The organism is Psychrobacter sp. BF1 (genome assembly GCF_019279065.1).
GTDB lineage: Bacteria > Pseudomonadota > Gammaproteobacteria > Pseudomonadales > Moraxellaceae > Psychrobacter > Psychrobacter urativorans.
In genome coordinates, this window is sequence record NZ_JAGYWV010000011.1 from 63,365 (window position 1) to 89,092 (window position 25,728).

At 44.2% G+C, this 25,728-nt stretch carries 20 protein-coding genes; 7 read left to right on the top strand and 13 right to left on the bottom strand.

Annotated features, from left to right (window positions below; all coding sequences use genetic code 11):
• Both KZA12_RS12095 and KZA12_RS12100 read right to left on the bottom strand, forming a co-directional pair.
• A partial coding sequence (locus KZA12_RS12095; protein ID WP_256932958.1) for a hypothetical protein occupies positions 1–392 on the bottom strand: 392 nt, incomplete at its 3' end.
• Between the two features lie 360 nt (positions 393–752).
• Positions 753–1,691 carry a transaldolase gene (locus KZA12_RS12100; protein WP_218690388.1) on the bottom strand — a complete coding sequence of 313 codons (939 nt, stop codon included), beginning with the start codon at positions 1,689–1,691 and terminating at the stop codon, positions 753–755.
• 428 nt (positions 1,692–2,119) lie between these two features.
• On the opposite strand from KZA12_RS12100, the gene pheA reads away from it, so the two are divergent.
• The 6 genes from pheA (at position 2,120) to KZA12_RS12130 (ending at position 9,294) form a co-directional block, all read left to right on the top strand.
• The gene (pheA, locus tag KZA12_RS12105; RefSeq protein ID WP_227677212.1) at positions 2,120–3,220 is read left to right on the top strand and encodes a prephenate dehydratase; all 1,101 of its coding nucleotides are present in this window, start codon (positions 2,120–2,122) and stop codon (positions 3,218–3,220) included.
• Positions 3,221–3,316: 96 nt separating this feature from the next.
• Positions 3,317–4,441: a histidinol-phosphate transaminase gene (gene hisC / locus KZA12_RS12110; RefSeq protein ID WP_218690390.1), complete on the top strand. Its 1,125-nt coding sequence runs from the start codon at positions 3,317–3,319 to the stop codon at positions 4,439–4,441.
• 322 nt (positions 4,442–4,763) lie between these two features.
• Positions 4,764–7,064: a bifunctional prephenate dehydrogenase/3-phosphoshikimate 1-carboxyvinyltransferase gene (locus KZA12_RS12115; RefSeq protein ID WP_218690410.1), complete on the top strand. Its 2,301-nt coding sequence runs from the start codon at positions 4,764–4,766 to the stop codon at positions 7,062–7,064.
• Positions 7,065–7,344: 280 nt separating this feature from the next.
• On the top strand, positions 7,345–8,295 hold the full coding sequence (gene rarD / locus KZA12_RS12120; RefSeq protein ID WP_218690391.1) for an EamA family transporter RarD: 951 nt from the start codon (positions 7,345–7,347) through the stop codon (positions 8,293–8,295).
• Between the two features lie 47 nt (positions 8,296–8,342).
• The gene (folB, locus tag KZA12_RS12125; RefSeq protein ID WP_218690392.1) at positions 8,343–8,783 is read left to right on the top strand and encodes a dihydroneopterin aldolase; all 441 of its coding nucleotides are present in this window, start codon (positions 8,343–8,345) and stop codon (positions 8,781–8,783) included.
• Positions 8,776–9,294 (top strand): 2-amino-4-hydroxy-6-hydroxymethyldihydropteridine diphosphokinase, encoded by a 519-nt coding sequence (locus tag KZA12_RS12130; protein ID WP_218690393.1) that lies wholly within the window; start codon positions 8,776–8,778, stop codon positions 9,292–9,294. The genes folB and KZA12_RS12130 overlap by 8 nt, the downstream gene beginning before the upstream one ends.
• A gap of 39 nt (positions 9,295–9,333) precedes the next feature.
• Here the strand turns inward: KZA12_RS12130 and KZA12_RS12135 are convergent, their stop codons facing one another.
• From KZA12_RS12135 to dnaE, 7 genes are all read right to left on the bottom strand, one after another.
• Positions 9,334–10,392 carry a BMP family protein gene (locus KZA12_RS12135; RefSeq protein ID WP_218690394.1) on the bottom strand — a complete coding sequence of 353 codons (1,059 nt, stop codon included), beginning with the start codon at positions 10,390–10,392 and terminating at the stop codon, positions 9,334–9,336.
• A 208-nt stretch (positions 10,393–10,600) separates the two neighbouring features.
• Positions 10,601–11,347, bottom strand: a complete 747-nt coding sequence (locus KZA12_RS12140; protein WP_218690395.1) for a glucose 1-dehydrogenase — start codon at positions 11,345–11,347, stop codon at positions 10,601–10,603.
• Between the two features lie 168 nt (positions 11,348–11,515).
• Entirely contained in the window at positions 11,516–12,448 is a 933-nt protein-coding gene (cysE, locus tag KZA12_RS12145; protein ID WP_201622853.1) for a serine O-acetyltransferase, read from the bottom strand.
• A gap of 361 nt (positions 12,449–12,809) precedes the next feature.
• Complete coding sequence (locus KZA12_RS12150) at positions 12,810–13,253, bottom strand: YtoQ family protein (RefSeq protein WP_201622854.1); 444 nt, start codon at positions 13,251–13,253, stop codon at positions 12,810–12,812.
• Between the two features lie 147 nt (positions 13,254–13,400).
• Positions 13,401–14,303 (bottom strand): RNA methyltransferase, encoded by a 903-nt coding sequence (locus tag KZA12_RS12155; protein WP_218690396.1) that lies wholly within the window; start codon positions 14,301–14,303, stop codon positions 13,401–13,403.
• A 5-nt stretch (positions 14,304–14,308) separates the two neighbouring features.
• Positions 14,309–14,716, bottom strand: a complete 408-nt coding sequence (locus tag KZA12_RS12160; protein WP_201622856.1) for an Hpt domain-containing protein — start codon at positions 14,714–14,716, stop codon at positions 14,309–14,311.
• A gap of 256 nt (positions 14,717–14,972) precedes the next feature.
• Positions 14,973–18,662, bottom strand: coding sequence for a DNA polymerase III subunit alpha (gene dnaE, locus KZA12_RS12165; RefSeq protein WP_218690397.1), 3,690 nt, complete (start codon positions 18,660–18,662; stop codon positions 14,973–14,975).
• Positions 18,663–19,161: 499 nt separating this feature from the next.
• On the opposite strand from dnaE, the gene KZA12_RS12170 reads away from it, so the two are divergent.
• Positions 19,162–19,686 (top strand): GNAT family N-acetyltransferase, encoded by a 525-nt coding sequence (locus KZA12_RS12170; RefSeq protein ID WP_218690398.1) that lies wholly within the window; start codon positions 19,162–19,164, stop codon positions 19,684–19,686.
• Between the two features lie 113 nt (positions 19,687–19,799).
• On the opposite strand, the gene glcF is transcribed toward KZA12_RS12170, so the two are convergent.
• From glcF to ggt, 4 genes are all read right to left on the bottom strand, one after another.
• On the bottom strand, positions 19,800–21,011 hold the full coding sequence (glcF, locus tag KZA12_RS12175; RefSeq protein ID WP_216580552.1) for a glycolate oxidase subunit GlcF: 1,212 nt from the start codon (positions 21,009–21,011) through the stop codon (positions 19,800–19,802).
• A gap of 51 nt (positions 21,012–21,062) precedes the next feature.
• Positions 21,063–22,121, bottom strand: coding sequence for a glycolate oxidase subunit GlcE (glcE, locus tag KZA12_RS12180; RefSeq protein WP_218690399.1), 1,059 nt, complete (start codon positions 22,119–22,121; stop codon positions 21,063–21,065).
• Positions 22,118–23,599 carry an FAD-linked oxidase C-terminal domain-containing protein gene (locus tag KZA12_RS12185; protein WP_201622861.1) on the bottom strand — a complete coding sequence of 494 codons (1,482 nt, stop codon included), beginning with the start codon at positions 23,597–23,599 and terminating at the stop codon, positions 22,118–22,120. The genes glcE and KZA12_RS12185 overlap by 4 nt, the downstream gene beginning before the upstream one ends.
• A 201-nt stretch (positions 23,600–23,800) precedes the next feature.
• A complete protein-coding gene (gene ggt / locus KZA12_RS12190; RefSeq protein ID WP_218690400.1) occupies positions 23,801–25,726 on the bottom strand; it encodes a gamma-glutamyltransferase in 1,926 nt (641 codons plus the stop codon).
• Between the last annotated feature and the right edge of the window lie 2 nt (positions 25,727–25,728).

Sequence of the window (25,728 nt, forward strand, 5' to 3'; positions counted from 1 at the left end):
AGTACATAACGCTTGTTGGTTTCGCCATCGGTCAAGAACCCACCAAAAGTCTGTGATACAGCGCTGAACAAAATGATACTTACCGCGCTCAAAGCTTCTTCGGCTAGAACTTCAGTATGTAATAACTCTTTGGCTTTGGCTACACTGATTACCGCACAGCTCTCGTTTTCACTCAAGCGTGGATTGGCTTCTTCGTTATAGTTTTTATAGCAAAAGGCGATTGAGATATACTCTTCAGAACCCGCTAGCTCAGCTAGATAATGTTGATCAATGTGGCCTGTTGCTTGGACACACTCAACCGCTGGCTGCTTCTTTAAAGGCTTTAGGCGCTTACTGTGAACGATATGGATAAAAACTTCTTGTGGTTGTTTTTTGGTTTTAGAATTTAGCATGGAACATCCTTATTAATTAAAACAGAACCAAATCAATAGTTCAGTCCTGTGAGTAAGTATTACTTGAGTATAATAATACATTGGTTAGCAAAATAGGTATTAAGTTTTGCTTATAGTGGATTAAAATTACTATTTTATTGAGCTTATCATGCGGTAACTACATTAAGATGAAATAATGGCTGATAAAGACAGTTTATAGTTATTCTATAATCAGCTAATCATAGTTGAAATATAGACTAAGGACAGGCTAAATAAAGGATAAATGCAGACTTTATAAATACTTTTAGCTAAATCAATAGGGGCGTTTTCTTATTTAAAACAAAACCAGTTTAGCTTATAGTTAAAGTCCATACTGATTAACTAGCGAATAGCCGCTAAAGTCTGCGCCAACTCATCGCGTGCACTGATAAAACCATCGATACCTTTGGGTAATAAGTCTTGGGTGACTTTGTCTTGCTGATAGGCTTGACTGAACTGTTCATGGGTCAAGCTTACCTTATTCATAATAGCCATATCAGTTGACATAGTAGGGGATAGCTGACGACTAACCTCAATATCCATTGCTGCTAGCTCATCGATTAAGTTCGGTGCGATAGTCAATAAGTCACAACCGGCTAGCGCTAGAATTTGCTCAGCAGAACGGAAGCTGGCGCCCATAACTTGAGTTTTGTAGCCATGCTGTTTGTAATATTGATAGATAAGCTTGACCGACTGTACGCCCATATCATCAGAAGCGGGGACATTTTGACGATTCTGTTGGCGTTTTTGCCAGTCTAGAATACGGCCAACAAATGGCGATATCAAAGTCACTCCAGCATCAGCACAAGCAATCGCTTGATGTTGCCCAAAGAGCAAAGTCAAATTGCAATGGATATTTTGGGTCTCCAGATAACGCGCCGCCTCAATACCTTGCCAAGTCGCCGCCATTTTAATCAATACTCGTTCAGAGTCGATACCGGCTCTATCATAAGCGGCCATAAAATCCAAAGCTTTGTTGATAGTAGCCTGAGTATCATAAGAGAGTCTAGCATCCACCTCAGTGGATACTCGCCCTTCGATCAACTGCAGAATATCGCAACCAATTTGAATGGTTAGCGCCTCAATAACTGCATCGACATCACCCTGATGACGATTCATCATATCTGCTAGCATTGCATGGTTATCAGGCTGCAGCAGTGCTTTGGTAATCAAGCTGGGATTGGTAGTAGCGTCGATAGGTTTTAGGCGTGCAATAGCGGCAATATCGCCAGTATCAGCAACAATAGTAGTCATAGTGCGAAGCTGCTGTAGTGCGCTCATTGGGAATCCTTAACGTATAATTAATTCAGTGTTTTAGCAGTGTTGCTTTTTTGCTTGCTATTAAGTTTGCGCTGTTAGAAAAATTACTTTGACAGGCAATAGTTTGAAACTTTAACATAGTTTAGACTTTAATTTATCTACCAATAGAATACTGAGCGCTAAAGCGTCTGATTTTAAGCTGTTTACCGCATTTAGCCTATTTACCCGTGGGCACTATGCACAGTTTTTGTTATAGTAGGGGCGACAAGTAAGTTATGCTTTAAGGTCAGGTGATTATCTGCTAATAGCTAAACACAGTAGTCTCTTGCAAGCTAATAATCGTTAACAGAAATAATAAAGGATATGCGCTAATGAGCGAGCAGTCAGCAGAGCAAAATAATAATTCAAATCCAAGCGTTGAAGACTCTAACTATATTTCAACTGAGCAAATGGTTCTTAATCGTCTGCGCCAAGATATTGATGCGGTAGACTGTGAAATTCATACGTTGATTAATGATCGTGCAAAGCTGGCTCAACAAGTAGCGACCGTCAAAAAATCTCAAGTTGCTAACAGCGATGACCCTTTAGCTCGTGATCCTATTTTTTATCGTCCTGAGCGTGAAGCGCAAGTATTAAAGGCGGTAATGGCGCGTAATGTCGGCCCAATAGCTGATGAAAAAATGGCTCGTTTGTTTCGAGAGATTATGTCGGTCTGTCTCGATTTAGAAGCGCCGCAGCGTATTGCCTTTTTAGGGCCTTTAGGAACCTTTACCCACGCCGCTGCTCTAAAGCACTTTGGCAAAGCGGCTGATACTTTGCCCCTTAGTACTATTACTGACGTCTTTCGCGAAGTAGAAGCGGGCACAGCTATGTACGGGGTAGTACCCGTTGAGAACTCTTCTGAAGGCGTAGTCAATCATACTTTGGATGGCTTCTTATCCTCAACTCTAAAGATAATTGGTGAAGTCGAGTTACCTATTCATCAGAACTTTTTAGTTGCTGAGCATACCAAAGTTGATGGTATTAGCCGTATTTATTCACATCAGCAGTCGCTGGCGCAGTGTCGTCATTGGTTAGATGTCAATTATCCTAATGTCGAGCGTGTCGCAGTTTCTAGTAATGGTGAAGCGGCCCGACGTCTAAAAAATGAATGGCATTCAGCCGCTATCGCTGGCGATGTTGCCGCAGCAGAGTACGACTTACATAAGTTGTATGCCAACATTGAAGACAACCCTAGCAACACTACTCGCTTCTTAATCATTGGTCACGAGTCGATTGCTCCCTCTGGGCAAGATAAGACTTCTATCGTAGTATCAGCTCATGACAAAGCTGGGGCGCTGATCGAAATATTGAAGCCGTTATCGTATCATGGGGTATCGATGACTAGTATCGAGACTCGTCCTGAGCGTCCGAATAAATGGGCTTATGTGTTCTTCATTGATATGGATGGTCATATTCAAGACCCTAACGTGAGTGCCGCTATCGCTGATATTCGCCCCTTAGTAAAAGATGTGCGTATCTTAGGCTCCTATCCAAAGGCGGTGCTATAAGCGCTAGTTTAGAACAGCGAAATACTGGAAAAGATAATAAATAATGCTAGTAATCAATAGCCAGTCATAGATGGATATACTATCTAAGGATAACTTATGCAGTCCTCGAAAGATTTTGATCAGCCCTCAACACGTCCAGCGCCCGCTTATGACAGTATTCTAGAGCTGGCAGCTTATCAAACGGGTAAGCCCGTTGAAGAGTTGACACGTGAATATGGGGTCTCAGATGTGGTAAAGCTTGCCAGTAATGAGAATCCGACTGGCTGCTCGCCTTACGTGACGTTAGCGATTACTGAGCAATTATCTCAGCTGGCGCGTTATCCAGATGGCAATGGCTACTATCTCAAGCAAGCATTGTCCGATTTTAATAACGTTGCTATTGAATGCATTACTTTGGGTAATGGTTCTAACGATTTGCTCGATATTTTAGCACGCAGTTTCGTCGGTACTAATGACGCTATTGTCTATAGTCAATATGCCTTTGTGGTGTATTCAATGTTGGCTAAAATGCAGGGCGCAACTGGTATTGAAGTGCCAGCACAGCGTTTCGGTCATGATCTAAAAGCTATGCTTCAGGCGGTAGAAGACAATCCCAATACTAAAGTTGTGTTCATTGCAAATCCTAACAACCCTACTGGTACTCAGCTAGATCGTGATGAGCTGTACCAGTTTGTTGCCAGCTTGCCGACCTCAGTACTAGTAGTATTAGATGAGGCTTATATCGAATATAGCCCTGAAAGTAATAATAGAGCGCTATTAGATGAGTTCGATAATGTGATTATCGTGCGTACTTTTTCTAAAGCTTACGGGCTGGCAGGATTACGTATTGGTTATGCACTTAGCTCAGCAGCAGTAGCAGATTTATTGAACCGTATTCGCCAACCCTTTAACGTCAGTCGTTTGGGATTAGCCGCTGCTGCTGCCGCGTTATCTGATCAGGATTTTATCACAGAAGTACGCCGAATCAATGATGGGCAGATGCGTTGGCTAAAAAAACAATTCGATGCGTTAGGCTTAGGCTTTGTTAAATCGCATGCCAATTTTATCATGGTAGAAATAGAAGATGCCGCCGTTATCAACCAAGCTTTGCTCGAGCAAGGTGTTATTGTGCGTCCGCTACTAGGCTATGGCTTGGAGAACTGGTTGCGTATTACCGTCGGTTTAGCCGAAGATAACACCCGTCTGATTGATACCTTGCGGTCTATATTGATTAACGATTAATTCGCTAATACAATGACTACTAGCTGGCAAGACTTTTTATCTTAGTGATTAGTTATTAATTCTTGATTACAAGATAACGCCTAGGGTTTTGCTGGCGGTAGCTTTTTACTGCCATTTATACTTACTACTTAACCTTTCAATAAACAGATAGTTGAACTTATAACTAAGCTTACAGAGGTGAGTTTGAATAACGGGAACAACCGTGAACAGTCAGCATAGTATTAATAACCACATTGAGCACAACCTACAGAACAATAATGATAAGCCGTCCATAGCGGTTGCGGCGCTAGTCAATAAAAAACGCCAGCTAGACAATGCGCCTATGTTTCAACAAGTATGCATTATAGGTTTAGGTTTGATTGGTGCTAGTGTGGCGCAAGCGATAAGAGACCAGCAGCTGAGCGCACGAATAGTAGCAGTCGATAGAGACCAGCTCAGTCTGACTGAAGCCATAGAGCAAGGACTGCTAGATGCTGGCAGTACTGAGTTAAGTGCAGTGGCATCTGGTAGCGATTTGATCATCATTGCCATACCAGTACAAGCGGTATCAGCGGTATTTATCGATATAAAAGCGCTGATAGACAGCGGTCGATTGGCAGCTGATTGTATCATCAGTGATGTGTGCTCTACTAAGCTCAATGTGGTCGAGGCCGCTCAAAGCGTATTTGCCTCATTGCCTATAGGTTTAGTGCCTGCGCATCCGATTGCGGGTGCTGAGAATTCAGGATATCATGCTCGGCGCAGCGATTTATTCGTCAATCACAGCGTCATTATCTGTGAGCTACCAACGACTAGTCGTACAGCCATCTTTAAGCTACGACAGCTGTGGGAGGCTATTGGCGCGACAGTAATGGCTATGGATGCTGAACACCATGATTCGATACTGGCGCATACTAGTCATTTGCCGCATTTATTAGCGTTCAATCTAGTCGACCAATTGGCTAGTCATGATGACAATTTAAATATGTTTCGCTACGCTGCAGGAGGCTTTCGTGACTTTACTCGTATTGCCGCCAGCGATCCTAAGATGTGGCACGATATATTCTTTGCCAATCAAACTTCGATAGTCAGTGCTCTTGATGAATACAGTAGTTATCTGAACAATATACGTCAGCTTATTATCGATAAAGATTCAACCGCCCTGATGGGACTTTTGGGCCGCGCGCAAGCCGCACGGCGACATTTTGGCCATATGTTAGCCAGCACTCCTTATACGGATATCTCTACCATGTCAGCATCTTACATTATCTCGCCCAGTCATACCGTCACTGGTACTATCGCCATTCCTGGTGATAAGTCCATCTCTCATCGCAGTATTATGCTAGGTAGCCTTGCTGAAGGCGTCACCCAAGTTACTGGCTTTCTAGAAGGCGAAGACGCTCTAGCCACTTTGCAAGCCTTTCGCGATATGGGGGTCACTATTGAAGGGCCTGACAAAGGCAAGTTGACTATCCATGGCGTTGGTATGAATGGCTTAAAGCCTAGCAAAACTCCTATCTACATGGGCAACTCTGGCACTAGTATGCGCCTGCTAGCAGGTATTCTAGCAGCACAAAGCTTCGATAGTGTATTGACTGGTGATACTAGCCTAAATAAGCGTCCAATGGAGCGTGTAGCTGCGCCATTACGCCAGATGGGTGCAGTAGTGCAAAGCACTGGTACTAGCGGCACTTCGCCATTGAGCATCACCGGTCGCGCTACCGTTGGTAAGCCGTTACAAGGCATTGAATATAACCTGCCAGTAGCTTCAGCGCAGATCAAATCTTGCTTATTGCTAGCAGGACTATGGGCGCAAGGAACGACTACGGTTACTCAGCCAGAGGTCAGCCGTGACCATACTGAGCGTATGCTAGCAGCGTTTGGCTATGAGGTAAAAGTACAAGGCAATAGCATTAGTGTTGAAGGCGGTGGTAAGCTTATAGGTGGTGATATTGCAGTACCTGCAGATATCTCCTCGGCAGCGTTCTTTATGGTGGCAGCAGCTATCAGCCAAGGTAGTACCCTGACCTTGACCCAAGTAGGTATCAATCCAACTCGTACTGGTATTATCGATATTCTTAAGCTCATGAATGCTGATATCAGCTTGAGTAATGAGACTCACGTTGGTGGTGAGCCAGTGGCTGACATCACTATTCGTAGCTCTAATCTAGTTGGCATTGAGATACCAGAGTCGCTAGTGCCGTTGGCTATCGATGAGTTCCCAGTATTATTCATTGCTGCTAGTTGTGCTCAAGGTCGTACCGTGTTGACTGGTGCCAAAGAGCTAAGAGTCAAAGAGTCAGATCGCATTGCGGTGATGGCAGAAGGATTACAAACTCTTGGTATTGATTGCACAGTTACCGAAGATGGTCTGATCATTGAAGGGCAAGGGGTAGAGGGCAGTGACAGTCAAGTGGTAAATAATAGCCATCCAGTATTTGGTGGTGGTCATATTACCTCACATCACGACCATCGTATCGCTATGAGCTTTACGGTTGCTAGCTTGCGTGCCTCTAAACAGATCGTCATCGAAGGGGTGGAGACCGTTAACACTAGCTTCCCAGGTTTCGCTGAGCTTGCCAACCAAATCGGTATGGCAGTCGAAGTAGATAGGGGTGCTGATACTGTTACTGACGCTGATTGATTTGCTGACAACAGTACTAATAACAGCACTAATGTCAGTACCAATGTCAGTACTAATAACAGTGCCAATAAATAACAGCCCTGTCAGCCATTAAGTATTAATTATTGAGTATGGCTGGAACCGTAATATCTTTGTTAGCAATGTGTTGATGTCTATGTTGGCGTTAGCACATTACTTTTTATTTTCCATTTCACCAACAGTAATCCAGCGTTTTTATAGCTGATTCTTAATCATTTTTTGAATCAGATGCGCGCTTTGCTCTAAAAAGTTGTTTTTTATTATGACCACCCAAAATGTTGTCAAAAAACCAGTTGTTCCTATCAAGACCACTCAACGTGGCATAATCACTGCGCTAATCGCTTTTTCTATTTGGGGCGCCTTCCCTTTATACTTCAAGCAATTGGCTGCTTATAACGCTACTGAGATTATCGGTCATCGTATTGTTTGGACGTTCCTTTGTCTGCTAGTAGTATTGGTGGTCACTAAGCGCTGGCAATGGATTGCCGTGTTAAAGCAAAATCCAAAATGGATTGCGCTTACTTTTGTATCCGGAATAATTATTGCCATCAACTGGCTCACTTATGTATGGGCAGTCAATAACGATCAGATACTAGAAGCCAGTCTGGGATATTTCATCGGGCCATTAGTTGGGGTCGCGCTATCGATGATTTTATTCAAAGAGCGTATGCGTACTCTGCAATGGGTAGCTATTGGCTTTGCGCTGTTATCAGTAGTGATTCAAGTCGTCATGCTCGGCAGTGTGCCTTGGATATCGTTGATCTTAGCCTTTAGCTTTAGTACTTACGGTACTATTCAGCGCCAAACGCCACTGACGGCTGTCGATGCTATGTTTGTTGAGACTACTATGCTATTGCCTATATGCTTATGGTGGTTTTGGCAGGCCGATGTAGCGAGCAGTCAACTCAGCTTTTGGTTCAGCTCCAATATTTGGCTATTAATGCTGGCAGGTCCGATTACTTTAATACCCTTATTATTGTTTAATAAATCCACTAAGCAAGTGGCTTACAGTATTCTCAGTTTTATGAACTATCTGACCCCGACCTTTATCTTCTTCTTAGCAGTATTCTATTATAAAGAAGCGTTTGATTTACATCGCTTAGCGGTATTTGGTCTAATTTGGTTAGGTCTGTTATTATTCAGCATTGATTTGTGGCGTCATCGCCCAAGTAAACTGTCAAAAACAGCAGCCTTAAATAATGAAGCCCTATAAAAGCATAATAAGATAAAAGTTAGTAAGTCACTAATAAGGATAAAAATATGTTCCATACTGAAGCTGATGTGGTGTTTGTAAAAGGTTTAAAAGTAGAAGCAGTGATAGGAGTTTTTGATTGGGAGCGCACTATTGATCAGCCAATCTTGATCGATATTGCCTTAGAGACAGATATTCGTAATGCGGCGCTCTCAGATGAGGTAAAAGATGCTTTGAGCTATAAAGAGGTCTGCGATGATGTCACGATTTGGTGTCAAGAAATCAAAGCCCAGTTGCTTGAACACTTAGCTGCGCAACTGGTAGCTAGGCTGTTCGCCCGCTATGACTGTCAAAAAATTACTTTAAGTGTCGCTAAGCCTACCGCTATACAACAAGCAGACGCAGTTGGGGTGCAGATTACCCGCTATGCAAAAGCTGCTGAAGACCAAAGCACTGAAAATGAGACGGCTGTCCATAAGTCTGCTGATGATAAGTCTGCTGATGCATAAAGATATAGACCAAGCGTCTTTAGATTTAGCATTACAATTAACGCCAGCTAAACTAAAAGGACAGTCGTCTGAGCAGCTGCAAATGCAGACAGTGACCGCAGTATTGTTAGCGTTGGGTAGCAATCATGACTCTGAACAGCATTTAATGACCATTGGTAAAAATCTTGCCGAACTCGGTAAGATAAAACTGTCTAGTGCTTTGCAAAATCCTGATTTTACCGCCAGTTTGCAGCAAGCAAAACCCGATTATATCAATCAGTGTGTTTATCTAATTCTAAGCTTGCCGATGAGTTTGCACAAATTACAGCAGGTATTTAAACAGCTCGAAGATGATTGTAATAGGTGTCGTCAACACCCAGCATCAGCTATACGGCAAGTGACGATGGACATTGATATTTTATTAGTCCAGATAGAAAATGATGCTGATGACTGGATAGTGGTCTTAGATCGTTACCCTTTTAAAGCGCATGAGCGTGCAGGAATTGAAGAGTTGGCTGTGGTGAGCTTATAGACTATCCGCGATAGTCCATAAGTTAGGGGCGTCCTATAACTAGTTTTTAAAATTTTTCAAAGTTTCTTTAAACGACTGATCGACAAGGTTGCCGGTAGCTGGGTTAAATTCTTTACCGCTGTAAGTGGTCGAAATACTAATATCACCACTGACAATTTTAGCAGCCAAAGCGTCTAATTTTGCTTTTACTTGCGGCGATACATCATCAGCCAAAGCCAACTTAACTACGTCCCCTTGACCTAGACCGATTTCTTGTATTTGATTAGGTTGCCATTTACCTGTCGTTAGATCTTGCGCCGCATTAAGAATAGCAACGCTAGCATCGGCTACCGCTGAGCCGACAAAACTATCATCCACTTGAGTCCAGTCAGATACATTACCGATGTGACGCACTGTGCCGTCATGAGTTTTGATTTCATCAATCACGCCTTGACGACCCGCATTGAGCATAGTGTAAATAACATCTGCCCCTTTATAAATCTCTGCTGAGGCTGCTGCTGAATTGATATCAGTATTATCTAAGTCGCCGGTGAACCACGTCAGAAACTTGGCATTAGGATTTACGTATTTTAGACCATCGTAAAAGGCAGCACGACCCATCAAGCCGGGCTTAGGCCAAGCACCAGAGATATGACCAACAATATTAGATTTGGTGGTCAGGCCGGCGAGGGCACCTGCTAACCAAGCTGAATCTTCTTGGCGTACGACATAGCTCGACAGATTGTTTCCTTGTACATGACCTTGAATGACTACAAATTTGATATCGGGAAACTCTTTACTCACTGTTTCTGCCGGACCATTACACTGACCGCCATGAGCGATAATCATGTCAGGGCCTTGTTGAGCCAGTTTACGCATAGCGTCAGTTAACAGTACTGGATCTGAAGTTGCAGATATATTAGAGACATAACTGGCATCAACATCCAGCTCATTCTTAATCTTCTCATAACCCCGATAGGCAGATTGCATAAAGCCGTTGTCATTATGTTTGCCGGGAATTAATACAGCAATACTTTGACGCTCAGCAGCTATCGCTTGGGTTAGAGGGGTTAAAATCAGACCAGCAGCCAGCAGTAAGGCGCTTCCAAATTTGAGCATCGTATCATCCTTAATATTACGCATATGAATTTGTATTTTATAAGTGTTGCTAGCTTCGACTATATCTTATAAACCCTCATAAGTGACTAAATAAATGATTAATGAGGGTAATATTTGTTTGAATAACGACACAGAGCTACTTTTAGTCGTTGTAGGCTAGGCTTTTAGCCCAGCACTAGGTGATGTTAAAAGCTATCGAGTTATTTGGTCAGCGCGCAGTGATACCACCGTCAATGATAAACTCTGAGCCAGTAGCATAGCTTGAATCATCTGAAGCTAAAAACAGTACTATGCCACTCACTTCTTCCGGCTCTGCGACGCGCTGCATGGGAATAGTTTTGGCAAAAGCTTCTACAGCTGCTTTGGTATCTCCTTGCATAATCATAGGTGTCGCAATTACCCCTGGATGTACTGAGTTGACACGGATACCAAAAGGCGCACACTCCAAAGCAACTGCTTTAGTCATACCACGTACGGCGAACTTCGAGTCGGTATAGCCAATGGCACCGCCAACTAAGCCATTGATAGATGAGATGTTGATGATCGAGTCTTGCTTGGTTTTTTGCATTGAGGGGATGACAGCTTTCATACCTAAAAATACAGAGACTTGATTGATATCAATAATGCGGCGGTAGTCATCAAGTGAAGTGTCTAAGATAGATTTAGAGCTGGTAATACCAGCGTTGTTTACTAGTACATTAATGGCTCCAAAGGTCTCTTCGGTTTTAAGGATAACTTGGGCCCAGTCCTGCTCATTAGTAACATCGTGCTTAATAAATAAAGCGTTGTTCCCCAACTCATCGGCTAACTGTTGACCCTTATCTGCTTGTTGGTCGGTCAATACGACTTTAGCCCCTGCTGCAATGCATAAACGGGCATGAGTTGCCCCCATACCTTGAGCAGCCCCAGTAATAATAATCACTTTATCTTGTAGGCGGTTTTGATAACCAGACATGGTATTTCCTAGTTAGAGTATAGGCAAAGGTTGTAGAGCTACTAGCTTTACTGAGTAGCTTTAGCAACTAGCTTTAGCAACCAGCGTTAATAGTCACATTAATAGGTATTTTATCAATAGCAAAAAAATAGGCTGAGCATTTAGCCCAGCCTCTTATAAACGTTCAAGTTACTTCTGCTTAGCATCGGCTGCCGCCATATCGCTTTGACCGATCACATCTAAATCCTGCAAGCACAGCTTGTCATATTCTTTTTTGCAGAAGTTCGGATCAATCTTGCACATAGCATCTTGCAGCTGATCAAGACGGTTCTCAGACTGTTGGATATGCTCAAGCATCTTCGCAAAAGCTTCGGCCACTGGGTCTTGTGAAGATTGATCGATACCATAAGCTTGAAAAGTAGTGGCTCGTGCTGCGCTTTGATGCCGAGCTTGCGTTTGATCGCTACTAGCATCTTGAGCATTATCTTCGGTAGTATTCACTTGGGCAGCAGCTTCTTGTTGCTTGATATCATTACCCTTTTTGACGATAGGATTACCCTTTTCGTCATGATGCTCAGATATCATTCTTGCAGCACTGCCAACCATAGTGGCGCCAGCAGGCACTGGCTTGACTACTACCGCATTCGAGCCAATTTTAGCGCCTTTACCGACCGTGAATGGTCCTAATACTTTTGCCCCAGCACCGACGATGACCCCATCTTCTAAAGTGGGATGACGTTTACCATTATTCCATGAAACTCCCCCTAAAGTGACGCCATGGTATAAGGTGACATCATTGCCAATCTCAGCAGTCTCACCGATCACTACGCCGACGCCATGATCGATAAAGAAGCGCTTGCCGATTTTGGCAGCCGGGTGAATTTCAATACTAGTTAGAATGCGTGAGCCGTAGGAGATGACCCGAGCAGAGAGCTTATGATCATGTTGCCATAAATAATGGGCACTGCGATGCAGAATCAGCGCGTGAATACCAGGGTAGGTAAGTACTACCTCCAAGCTATTGCGTGCAGCAGGATCGCGAGTAAATACTGCATCGATATCTTCTTTGAGATCTTTTTTTATGCGAGCAAATGATTTGAACAAGGCGGTTGGCGATAACATAACGCGTCCTATCGTATTTTTGATTACAGTTTTTTTAGTTATAGCAGCTTTGCATCATTAAATACAGCTATGAATTATTAATTAGCAGCAATGGAAGAGTGGTACAAAGTGAAAATCAGGGTAGAGGTCTGTTGGTTGTATAATAAATAGGTAGGGTTGCTAGCTATTAATTACGCCAAGCTCTATGCCCAAGGAGGTAAAAACTTAGTAGTGTAGTTGCTTATGCTAGGATCGAAGAGTCAAAAACATTGTAGTTTTGTCGGCTATTTTTATACTTATTTTATACTTAGCTTGCAGCTAAAGGCAGTTGCTGCTTGTCAGGGATACTAAAGCTTAACTGACAAACAGCATGCGCTACTTTTTAGTGATCACTAGTAGTATATTTTAGCAGTTCAACCACTTGCTCAGGGGTTTGCGCCCATGCCATTGCGGCTGCATCAACTTCTTTTAGCGGATGGATGATATCCTCAGCATGCAAGGTAATATAAGGCTTGCCTAGAGCTGCGCAACAGCCAGCGTCGAATGCTGCATTCCACTGCTTGTATTTATCACCAAAACGAATGATAGCAATATCACATTTTTGGATTAAGTTTTTGGTACGAATAGAATTAACCTTTGATGACTTATGATCGCGCCAGAACGAGTTCTCGTCTTTACCCAATACATCACCAGCAGCATCGCTAGCTTCGTGTTCAGTCACCGCTGAGGTGAAATCAATATTGAGGCCATGTTCTTTAGCACCTTGCATAATTTTTTGACGCCAGTCGCTGTGAATTTCTCCAGATAAATAGACTGTCCACTTCATAGTTAACTCCGTTTTATTATTAAATGAGGTACAACTGCTAGTAAGCTAACAATTGCACAGTGCCGCCAGTATTAACCGGCCATACTGACAATATCAACCCTTAACAGTGCTGATCAAAAACTTGGCAAGCCTTAGCTTATATAAGCGCTAGCCTTTTAGAAGTTTTGCCATCAAGGCACTTAGTAGTTGATACTCTTTTTGATCAAGTTGAATACGTGAACCTAAACGAGATAAGCGTGAGGGTAGTGATCTCAAATGATCGCTATTAGCAAGACCATGCGCAACCATAAGCTCAGTGGTACTCTGAGTCAGCTGCTGTAACTGCTGTTGAGTAATGGCAGGCTCATCCCATTGCTGGCGTATATAAGTATCTAGCATGGGCTGTTTTGACTGATCGTCTAGCGCAGCTGCTTCAGCGTTACAAGCGCTGTGATGGCTGCTATTATTAACATGACTCTGAATGTAAGTAAAGATAAAGCTAGCAATGACTTGTACTGCAGAAGCGACATTGAGTACTGGGTATTCTGGGTTAGCATCAATCTGAATATGATAGTCAGCGTAAGCCAGCTCTTCGTTGGTTAGACCACGATCCTCACGACCAAATAAAATGGCGATGTTTGGCTTAACGGTACTGAGGTCTGTTTGCTGACTACTTACAGAGTGATCGATAGCCTTTTGCTTATCTATAAAGTCCAGCATGATTTTAGCCGCTTGGCTAGGTGTCACTACAGGCCGTGGTAAGTGTCGACTGCGACTACTAGCAGCAAAAACCAACTGACAATCGCTAATAGCAGCCTCTAAAGTGCTAGTAATAGTGGCTGCTGCTAAGATCTTACTACCACCTGCGGCGTGAGAGATACTAGTCTCATCAATCGGGAGCTTAGGATCAACGACCGTCAGTCGAGATAAACCCATAGTATGCATGGCTCGTGCTGCTGAGCCGATATTAGCTGGTAATGTGGTATTGACCATTACCACTTGCAAGCAAGACAGATAGTCGCTAACTGTGAACGTAGATGAGGGGATAGCTGCTACAGGAGTACTAATCATAAGTATTACAAACCCAAACGGTGGTTAATTTCTTGTTCAGTATCTCGCAAGGCTACTGATATTTGCTCGATAAGGGCGGCTTGCTCACCAAGTTTCTGCTCACGACAAAGCTGTTGTAGCTGACCACACAATAACTCTAACCGCTTAGCGCCTAATGTAGCACTGGCTCCTTTTAGCGCATGAGCCGCCTCAAAACCATCAGCATTGTCATTACTAGCTTGCGCTAAATGCATAAGCTTAATACGTTGCAGACTGTCTATAAAATAAGTCCGCAGCAAGTCGGCGAAGTCCTCTTCAAGTAGCTCACGCATATCTGCAAACTGCTCCTCATCTAGGAGCTGATAGCTATCTGCTAGCAGTTGATCCTCTACTAAAGGCTTATTAAAGGCATTGCTAAGTTGAGACTCGAACATGGTATACCACCTTAAAAAATAACTAATAGCTAACAACTAGCGGCTAATAAACTCTTTTAGTATAGTCAATTTAAAATAAAACATAGGCAAGTATAATAAAACAGAGTCATTGATAATACTGTGCTACTAGCAGCAGTATCATCGGTTACTTATTAAGGGCTGATGAGGGCTACAACAGATTTAATATTTAGCCATTATTTAACTATAGGTCGACAGCGGTTTAACTAGTCATTATTCGATAGTCATTTAAAGGCTATTAACTATAATGAAAGTGCAAATTATCTTCACTAATCAGCTCCTTGAGCTTCTGCAAATTGTCATCATTAGGATATACCCGCCAATGCTCAGACAATGCCACATTGGCAATGCCATAATCAGCGTAGACGCTCAAGCCGAGCATAGTGCAGTTATCATTGATCGGAGCATCGTTAGTGGCAAAGTTAGGTTCAGATAATTCGTGATTACCTTGCGCTGGATTTGGCGCTTGTGCCATCAAGTCGTTACCAGCTTCATCGTATACGCTACCACCTAAAGATGGATCAAAGAAGGTATTAGCCTGATCCTCTTGATCTTGGTCATAAGCTAAGCGTGGCGCTGGAATGATACTCGCTTGCGAGGCTTTTAGTAATGGTTGTAACTGTGTCAATAACTCAAGATCATTACCATGAATTTTTATACTGATTTTTTTTAACCAGCGTAAGCGGGCATCGATCATAGTCATGGCGTTATCAAGACGGGCGAATAGGCGTCCATCACGCTCACGTATACTGCCTTTTATGATCACTACTTCATCCACTTTTAGTTGCTCTTTGACTCGATTGAAGCGCTCGGCATAGCAGCTGACTTCTAATCTTGAAGTACCATCATCTAAAGTAATCACATTACGATTACCGAAGTTTGCCATATCGATGACCAACCCAGCAAAGTAGCAGCTACCGTTATAGCCAGTATCCGTTAGCTTGTTTAAGCGTAACCCTGAAGTGTAGTGCTTAAGCTCTTCTAAATACTCATTTATAGGATGACCAGTTAAGTACAGTCCTAAAGTGTTTTTTTCAGCTTTTAGTCGGTGCTTATCGCCCCAGATTAGATCGCTGGTCATCACTAACGGTGGGGCGGCGACTACGCCATCCATCTCACCGAACAGATCCATCATGCCGATCTCACGATTCTGGCGATCCTGTTCAGCTGCTTGTACGGCGCTAGGCAATTGACTCATCAGCGCCCCTCGAATCTCGTAGGCTTCCTCTGCTGGCAAGTCTGGGCGTAAGGTCGCTGCAAAATCATCAAAACAGCCAGCACTTACTAAAGCTTCAAGGGTACGCTTATTAACTTTTTTGATATCAACTCGTCGGCAAAAATCATACAAATCTTTAAAATAACCCTCGCGGCGGCGAGCTTCCACAATAGAGTCAACTGCCCCTTCACCAACGCCTTTGATAGCGCCTAAACCATAAATAATGTTGGTCGGAGTATCAGCAACAAAGTGCCATTCACTACGGTTAACCGAAGGGTTAACTACAGTAAGATTGAAGTTCTCGCGGCAGTCATTGATAAAGAACACTACGTTGTCAGTGTTGTTCATATCTGAAGTCAATACCGCTGCCATAAACTCGGCAGGGTAGTATTGCTTGAGATAAGCAGTCTGATAAGCCAGCACCCCATAAGCAGCAGAATGCGAGCGGTTAAAACCGTAGCCGGCAAACTTCTCCATTAGGTCAAACACCCCACCTGAGGTCACCTCATCGATACCTTGTGCGGTGGCGCCCGTTAAGAAGATATCACGCTGCTTGGCCATCTCTTCAGGTTTTTTCTTACCCATCGCTCGGCGTAACATATCAGCACCGCCTAAGCTATAGCCGGCCATGACTTGCGATATCTGCATTACTTGTTCTTGATAGACGATAACGCCGTTAGTATTCTCTAAAATAGGCTCTAGATTAGGGTGATCATAGATGACCTCTTCGCGGCCATGCTTACGATCAATATACATGTCAACCATACCGGCATCTAGTGGGCCGGGACGATAAAGCGCACACATGGCGATCACGTCTTCGATGTTAGTCGGCTGCAATTTAGCTAAGTACTTTTTCATGCCCATACTTTCTAACTGGAATACGGCCGTAGTTTTGGCATCTTGCAGTAGTTTGTAAGCTTTACTGTCATCTAGCGGCAAGTCCTCTAGGATCAGCTCCTCTAAGCCTTCATTGACTCGGCGCTTGTTAATATTCTTAACAGCAGCGTCGATTACTGTTAAGTTACGTAGCCCTAAAAAGTCGAATTTTACTAAGCCTACAGCCTCAACATCATCTTTATCGAATTGGCTAACCCGTGATCCGTCATCATCACAGTAGATAGCGCTAAAATCGGTTATTTTATTTGGCGCAATAAGGACCCCACCAGCATGCTTACCAACGTTACGGCAGATACCTTCAAGCTTAATGGCCATTTCCCAAATTTCAATAGCGTCTTCATAATCCATATTGTCTGGATTGGAGATAAGATCTTTTAGCTGTGGCTCTTGCTCTAAAGCTTGACTGAGAGTGATACCTGGGGTTTTAGGTATTAGCTTGGACATTTTGCTGGCTAGAAAATAGGACTTACTTTGCGCCCGTGCCACATCACGAACTACCGCTTTGGCCGCCATAGTACCGAAAGTAATGATCTGCGAAACCGCGTCACGACCATAAGTTTGAGCGACATAATCAATCACTCGATCACGCCCATCAATACAAAAGTCAATATCGAAATCGGGCATAGATACCCGTTCAGGATTCAAAAAGCGCTCGAATAATAAATCGTAATGGATCGGATCAAGATCGGTAATATTCAGCGCATACGCCACTAACGAGCCAGCACCGGAACCTCGGCCGGGGCCTACTGGGACACCATTGGCTTTTGCCCAACGAATAAAGTCCATAACGATCAAGAAATAACCCGGGAAGCCCATCGATAAAATGACATCCAGCTCATATTCTAAGCGCTCATCGTATTTTTGTTTAATATTATCCCAAGTATCACTGCGGGCCTCAACTGGGAACAGCTTAGCTAAGCGCTGAGTAAGACCACGCTGCGATTCAGCTCTAAAAAAAGATTCAGTAGTCTCGCCTTCAGGCACTGGAAACTCAGGGAGTACGTTAATGCCTAATACTAGCGTCACGTTACAGCGAGTCGCTAACTGCAAAGTATTGTCAATCACTTGCGGAATATCTGCAAATAACTGCTGCATTTGCTCTTGCGTCTTTAGATACTGCTCATCTGAATAAGTCTGCGGGCGATTAAGGTCGGCCAACACATAAGAGCCAGCGATACAGACACGAGCTTCATGGGCATCGAAGTCATCTTGCTCTAAAAAGCGCACATCATTATGGGCAATAATAGGAATATGATGTTTAGCACCAGCATGAATAGTCGCTTGGATAAAAGCATCTTCACCGCTACGGTTAGTCCGTTTAATCGCAAAATACAAGCGATCAGCAAACGCCGCTTGCCAGTCTATTAATAGCTCATCCGCTCTTTCTGGCATGGAGCCTACTAAAGCTTGTCCGACATCTGACTTTTCGGTAAACAGCACGATGACCCCAGCAGCGTACTTGATAACCTCACTACGTTTAACAATAGGGGTGCCGTGATTGGCAGGGTCAGCACGACCTTCAGTAAAACCTGAGGATACAATGCGAGTAATATTCTGATAGCCTTCATCGTTCATCGCTAATAGCACTAGACGCGACTCTTCATCGTCCATAATGATTTCGCTACCAATGATCGGCTTAATACCAGCACTCAAGCAAGCGCGATAGAATTTAACAGTCGCATACAAGTTTGATAAATCAGTCAAGGCTAATGCTAGCTGATTATCGGCGGCTGCCGCTTTGACTAATGGCTTGATACGTACGATAGAATCGGTAATCGAATATTCACTGTGAATGCCAAGGTGTACAAATGCCATAGAATACTCTTGCTAAAGGGTTAAAAAAGGCTAAAGTTAATGACTGCTATCAGTTTTACACTAACTGCAAATAAAGGCTATTTATCAGTGTTTTAGCTGTCTGTAAAGACCGCCATACGCTAATAATACCCTTAGTCGTTCTGATTGATGTTGCTCGATAACGGACTTAATCTTAGCGGCTAATAATAGCATTATTTGCGCCTAACAGCCACCAATTCAAGGCGCACAGTGTCAGATCAGCAAGCTCAATCTTAGCTTAAGAGTCAGCCTAAGTATTAGCTTAAGTATCAGCTTAAGTATCAGCCTGAATATTAGTACCGATATGACGTTGAGGTAGTGCAGGTAGTGAATTGGCCAAGGCGACTTTGCTGCTAGAGTAATAGTGATGTCTATTATCTGCTTTACGGCTAGTAGTCCATTAGTGATTTGATAGTAAGCTAATGTTGATAAACTGTTTTTAACGATGATAGAGAGTAGTCAATAACACTGGGAGTAAAAAATGTTTACTATTCGCCAAGCAAATAGCAGCGATAGTCTTGCTATTGCCAAAGTACAGTTAGTTAGCTGGAGTGCTGCTTATGGCGAGCTGTTGCCAAGCGCTTATATCAAGGAGCAAGATAGCTTAGCAGCCAAAGTGGAGATGTGGCAAAAAGTCATAGCGCATCCTGAAGCGAGCACTTGGGTAGCTCAAGATAAAAATGATGAAGATTGTGAGCATGGCGTAGGGTTTATCAGTTGTTTTAACAAAGATAGTGAGTGGGAAATAACCACTCTATACATCTTACCTGACTATCAAGGCCAAGGCATTGGTAGCCAATTAATGAACAGCGCTTTAGACCATATCCTAGCGGCTAATAGTCGAGCTAAGCTGTATTTATGGGTACTAGCAACTAACGTTAAGGCTAGCAGTTTTTATCAACAGCATGGCTTTGTAGCTAGTGCACACAGTAGCGAAGAATGGTATAAGGGCAGTAAAATAGTAGATATAAAAATGGTTAGATCAATGCCTAATAGCGAATCTTGAAAGCCTTTAGTTAATTGCCGTGATAGCTTTTGTTAGTACTAGTTACAAAAAAACCCTCGCTATCATCATAATATCGAGGGCTTAAATAGCAACGATAGCTTATCTAGGAAGCCCTACTGCGGATCTAACAATTCAATCCAGTGCTTCACTGGTACCGAAGACTTCGTGCCTAAGTGTAGCTGACAACCAATATTAGCAGTGACTATCTGCTCAGGATTGCCAACAGTCAAGTCTCGTAACTTATTAGAGAGTAGTTGCTGGCTCATCTCAGGCTGTAGGATCGAGTAAGTACCGGCAGAACCGCAGCATAAATGTCCATTTTGGGTGCGGGTCAGCTCAACACCGGCTTGCTGCAAAATTTGCTCGACTAAGCCGCCTAACTGCTGAGCATGTTGCAGTGAGCAAGGGCAGTGTACGGCTGTTTTACGGCCTAAGCCTTGTAACTGCAGCTGGCTTAAATCTTCTTTTACTAATACCTCGCCTAGATCTTTGGCCAGCTCGCCTACTCGCTGTGCTTTGGCAGCATAAGCACTGTCGTGGCTTAGTTTTTCGCCATACTCTTTGACCATCGAGCCGCAGCCAGAAGCGCTGATGACAATGGCTTCTACTCCTGCCTCAATATAAGGCCACCAAGCGTCAATATTACGGCGCATAAAGGCCAGCCCTTCTTCATGAGCGGACAGATGATAACTCACCGCACCGCAGCAGCCAGCTTCAGGGGCAGTGAGTAAGCTGATGCCTAATTTATCTAGCACTCGTGCGGCTACAATATTGGTGTTCGGAGTGGCTACAGGTTGAGCGCAGCCTGCTAATACTAACATTTGGCGAGTGTGCTGTTGTACGGGTAAGGACAGCTTAAGCTGTCGCTCTGGTACTTTGGTTTTTAAACTACGGGGCAAGAATGCTCGCAGCATCTGACCAATTCGCAGAAAGAACCCAAAGCGGTTGGGGTAGGGCAGAACTTTACGAATCAGCCAACGCAGCGCCTTTTGATCCATCGGTCGCGGCAGCTGATCTTCCATAATGTCACGACCTATTTCAGCTAAGCGACCGTATTTCACCCCAGAAGGACAAGTAGTCTCGCAACTACGGCAGCTTAAACAGCGATCTAAATGGGTCTGGGTTTTTTCACTGACCTCACCAGTTTCTAGCATTTGTTTGATCAAATAAATACGTCCACGGGGACCATCGCGCTCATCGCCTAGCTCTTGATAAGTAGGGCAAGTGGCATTACAAAATCCACAGTGTACGCAGCTACGCAAAATAGAGTCGGCTTGTTGGATATCTGGATGCTCTAGGTACTTCACATTAATTTGGGTACGCATGATGTCCTCTTATGCTATTTAGCTATTACACTTAACGAGTAGGTTAATTTATTACATCCAACTATAGAGACGACCGGGGTTAAAAATACCACTCGGATCGAAGGCTTGTTTTAGGCGCTGGTGTAGCTTACGCAGTGCTTCAGGCTGAGTATGAAAGACCTCTTGCAAGCGATCACCACCCCGATAGACACTGACTTGCCCACCAGCACGGTTAGCTAATGCTTTTAACTCGGCAGCTACAAAATCCCCACGCAGCCAACGCTGACTGCCACCCCAATCAATTAGCCAATCTTCCTTGGCCAATAGGTGCTCGGCATTACTATTAACTGAAAACCGCCATAAAGGCTTGTCACCAGCGAAGTAACTCAATTGTTGCTCACGTAACTGAGTCCATAGATCATCGCTGTCTTCTAGTTCAGTGCCCTGCCATTGACTAACAGTACTGGCAACGGCACTGCTTGCCCCTTCTAAGCGTAAATATAACTGGCCGTCAATCCAACAAGCTGCTGTTAGCGGCTTAGATTGACCTGCCAAGCGATTCATCTCGGTAATGGCTTGGGCAGCATCTATTTCGCGCTTAAGGGTTACAGTAGCGGCGGGCTTAGGCATCACTTTTAGACTGACCTCACTAATAACCCCTAAAGTACCCATAGCCCCAGCCTGCAGGCGTGACACATCATATCCGGCGACGTTTTTCATCACTTGCCCGCCAAAGCGCAGCTCTTCTGCACGGCCATTGATTAAGCGAATACCTAAGACATGATCTCTTACTGAGCCGTTCCAAGGTCGTCCTGGGCCGGATGAATGGCAAGCTAAGGTACCGCCTAAAGTAGCTCGTCCATCAAAGGTAGGCGGCTCAAATGCCAGTCGTTGGTTATGCTCAGCTAAAGCGGCATTAATCTCCACTAACGGTGTACCTGCACGCGCCGTAAGCACTAGCTCAATCGGCTCGTAGCTGACAATACCGCTATGTCCAGCTAGACTAAGTGGCTCACCTTGAGACTGACGACCCATAAAATCCTTACTGCCACCGCCAGTGATGGTTAACGCAGTGCGATTAGCACTAGCTTGTTTGACTTGCTCTATTAGCTGCTGACTGATATCACTCATGCTGGCGCTCCCTGTGATTGATGCTGATGCGCTGGCTCGTTTTTATCTCTATCGAGTGCTCGATACTCTTGACAATGTTTAAGCACAGGAATACCTTTACCCGGATTAAGAGTGCCAATAGGATCGAAGGCATGTTTGATAGCATGAAACTGGATTAACTCTTGCTCGTTGAACTGTACTCTCATCTGGCGAATCTTTTCTATGCCAACGCCATGTTCACCAGTAATACAGCCCCCCACAGCTACGCATAGCTCTAGTATACGACCGCCAAACTCTTCGGTCTTTTCAAAATCACCTGGTACATTGGCATCGAATAAGATTAATGGGTGCAAATTACCATCGCCGGCATGAAAGACGTTGGCCACTCGTAAGCCATAGTGTTCTGACATTTTTTGCATTTCAGTTAGCACATAGGCAAGTTGGCTACGGGGAATAGTGCCATCCATGCAGTAGTAATCGGCTGATATTCGTCCTACCGCTGGAAACGCTGACTTACGACCTTTCCATAATAAAGCACGCTCCGCCTCACTTTGAGACACCCGAGTTGAGGTGGCACCAAGCTCAATAAATAGCTGCTCGACTTCATTTATTTGCTCAGCAACTTCAGCGGCGCTACCATCCAATTCGCATAGCAGCAGCGCTTTGGATTCAGTAGGGTAGCCGGCATGTACAAAAGCCTCGGCAGCTATAATAGCTAAGCTGTCCATCATCTCAAGTCCGGCTGGAATAATACCTTTGGCAATTACGCTACCTACGGCGTCCCCTGCAGTCTGCACGTTATCAAAAGCGGCCATAATCACTTGCGCTTTTTCGGGGCTAGGTAATAGCTTGACGGTGACTTCAGTAACTATCCCTAATAGTCCCTCAGAACCAGTAATCAGAGCCATCAGATCGAAGCCATTACTGTCCAGACCTTCACTACCAATAGTGATTAAATCGCCTTCAACGGTAACCATTTCCACTTTTAATAAGTTATGAACGGTTAGTCCATATTTAAGGCAATGGACCCCGCCCGAGTTTTCGGCCACATTACCACCTATAGTACAAGCGATTTGTGAAGAAGGGTCTGGACCATAGTACAAGCCAAAAGCGCTTGCAGCTTCGCTAATAGCTAAGTTACGTACGCCTGGTTGCAAACGTGCGCTACGGGCAAGGGGATCGATACCGAGAATATGCTTAAAGCGAGACAGTACTAGCAGCACCCCATCAGGGTTGGGCATCGCTCCAGCACAAAGGCCAGTGCCAGCACCACGAGCTACCACTGGAATCTGATAGCGATAGCAAAGTCGCATCACTTGCTGTATCTGCTCGACGGTATCTGGTAACACTACTATTAACGGCATATCGCAATAAACAGACAAGCCATCACATTCAAAAGGCCGCTGGGTTTCTTCGTCGCTAATCACATACTCAGGCTTAATAAAGGCACTAAACATCTGTACTAATTCGGCTTTATTAGGTCTTTGGCTCTGGTTCATACTGCTCTCCCTAGCTTATGTTAACTGGGTTGATGATAATTATTTTGCGGTCTGGCATTCGTGGTCTTGCCCTTAACCGAGCTTAGATTGCTGGTCAACAAAAATACTTCTAGCTGTCATTTATTGTTAACTGAAAATCGACCAAAAACCAAGCGTTTTTAGTCGATAATACAAATTTACCTAGAAGCACATTACGTACGATTAATAGCCGACTACTGCCGCATCAACAATGCGTGGATCTGATGAGCCGTAAATACCTGTTGGGGTTAGCATAATAGATTGAGTAGAGCCCATAGCTTGTTGCGCACTAACTTTATGTCCCATCGACTGCAGCTTATTTATAGTATCGACATTGAGCGCTTTTTCGATACGAATCTCATCGGGTAGCCATTGGTCATGAATACGCGGAGCATGAGTGGCTTCGGCGATATTCATATCATGGTCGATGACATTAGAGATGATTTGAGTAACAGTAGTAATAATACGACTGCCACCAGGACTACCGGTGACGATATAAGGCTTGCTGTCTTTGAATACTAAAGTAGGACTCATAGAAGACAGCGGGCGCTTGCCAGCTTCAACGCTATTGGCCTCACCACCAATCAATCCATAAGCATTGGGCACCCCAGACTTGGCAGAGAAATCATCCATCTCGTTATTCAACAAAATCCCTGTACCTTCAGCGACTAAGCCGGTGCCATAAGAGAAGTTAAGGGTATAAGTATTGGCTACTGCATTGCCGTCTTTATCAACGACAGAGAAATGGGTTGTCTGATCGCTTTCATAAGGGAGCGGATTATTGGCCTTAATAGTTGCTGCTGGCGTGGCTTTATTGGGATCGATTAACTGGCGTAACTTATCGGCATAAGGTCTAGCGGTAAGACCACTACTAGGAACATCAATAAAGTCAGAATCGCCTAAATACTCTGAGCGATCGGCATAAGCTAACTGCATTGCTTCGGCCATTAAATGAATAGTTTGGGCACTATTTTGCCCATAGTCTTTTAGGGGATAACCCTCTAAAATATTTAAGATCTGCACGATGTGAATACCGCCAGAGGAGGGTGGTGGCATAGAGACAATATCATAACCGCGATAGTTGCCGGTGACCGGCTGGCGAGCAATGGCTTGATAATCTGCTAAGTCTTGCAAGCTCATACTACCCCCTGCCTCATTGACTGCCTTGACGAGCTTACGGGCGGTATCGCCTTTATAAAAACCATCATTGCCTTGTGCCGCAATGAGTTTGAGAGACTGAGCTAGCTCCGGCTGACGCAAACGCTCACCGGGCTGATAAGTGCTACCATCAGGTTTAAAGAATATCTTGCTAGTGCTTGGCCACTTTTGCATACGATCTTTTAGGGCTTCTAGAGATTCGGATAAGCCAGGGGTCACTTCAATACCATCGGCTGCCAAGGCAATCGCTGGTGCCATCACTTTTCCGCGGCTCATAGTGCCGTGATCCTCTAATGCTTTTAGTAGCCCAGCCACGGTTCCTGGGACACCTACTGCTAGTCCATGATAGCGGGACAAGTCGCTGACCGCATTACTGTCTTTATCCAAATACATATCACGGGTAGCACTACTAGGTGCTTTTTCACGGTAATCAAGCGCTATAGTTTTGCCCTGCTTGGCATCATAAATCATCATAAAGCCCCCACCGCCGATATTGCCAGCACGAGGCAGAGTTACCGCTAACGCAAAGCCTACGGCTACTGCAGCATCAACGGCATTACCGCCTTGTTTGAGTATCTGTAAGCCAATATCAGAGGCTAAGGCTTCTTGGCTGGCGACCATACCGTTCTTAGCCCAAAGCGGATGCTCGATAGCATCGTTTGAATAAATAGCTTGGTCCGCTTTAGCGGTAGCTGGTCTGGTAACAGGCATAGTCTTGAGGCTATTAGGAGCGGCACGTGTGACACGCTTAGTCTCGGACACTACCGTTGGAGCCTCAGTCATAATAGCTAGGTTAATAGCACTAGTATTTATAGCACTGTTGTTTATAGTGCTATGGATTGGCACAGCAGCATTAGCTGATACCGATATTAAAAAAGAGCTACTGATAACAAAAATAGCAGCTTTTATGGAGGCTAGATTCTGTTGAGACTGTAAGCTTGGTTTTTGCATCG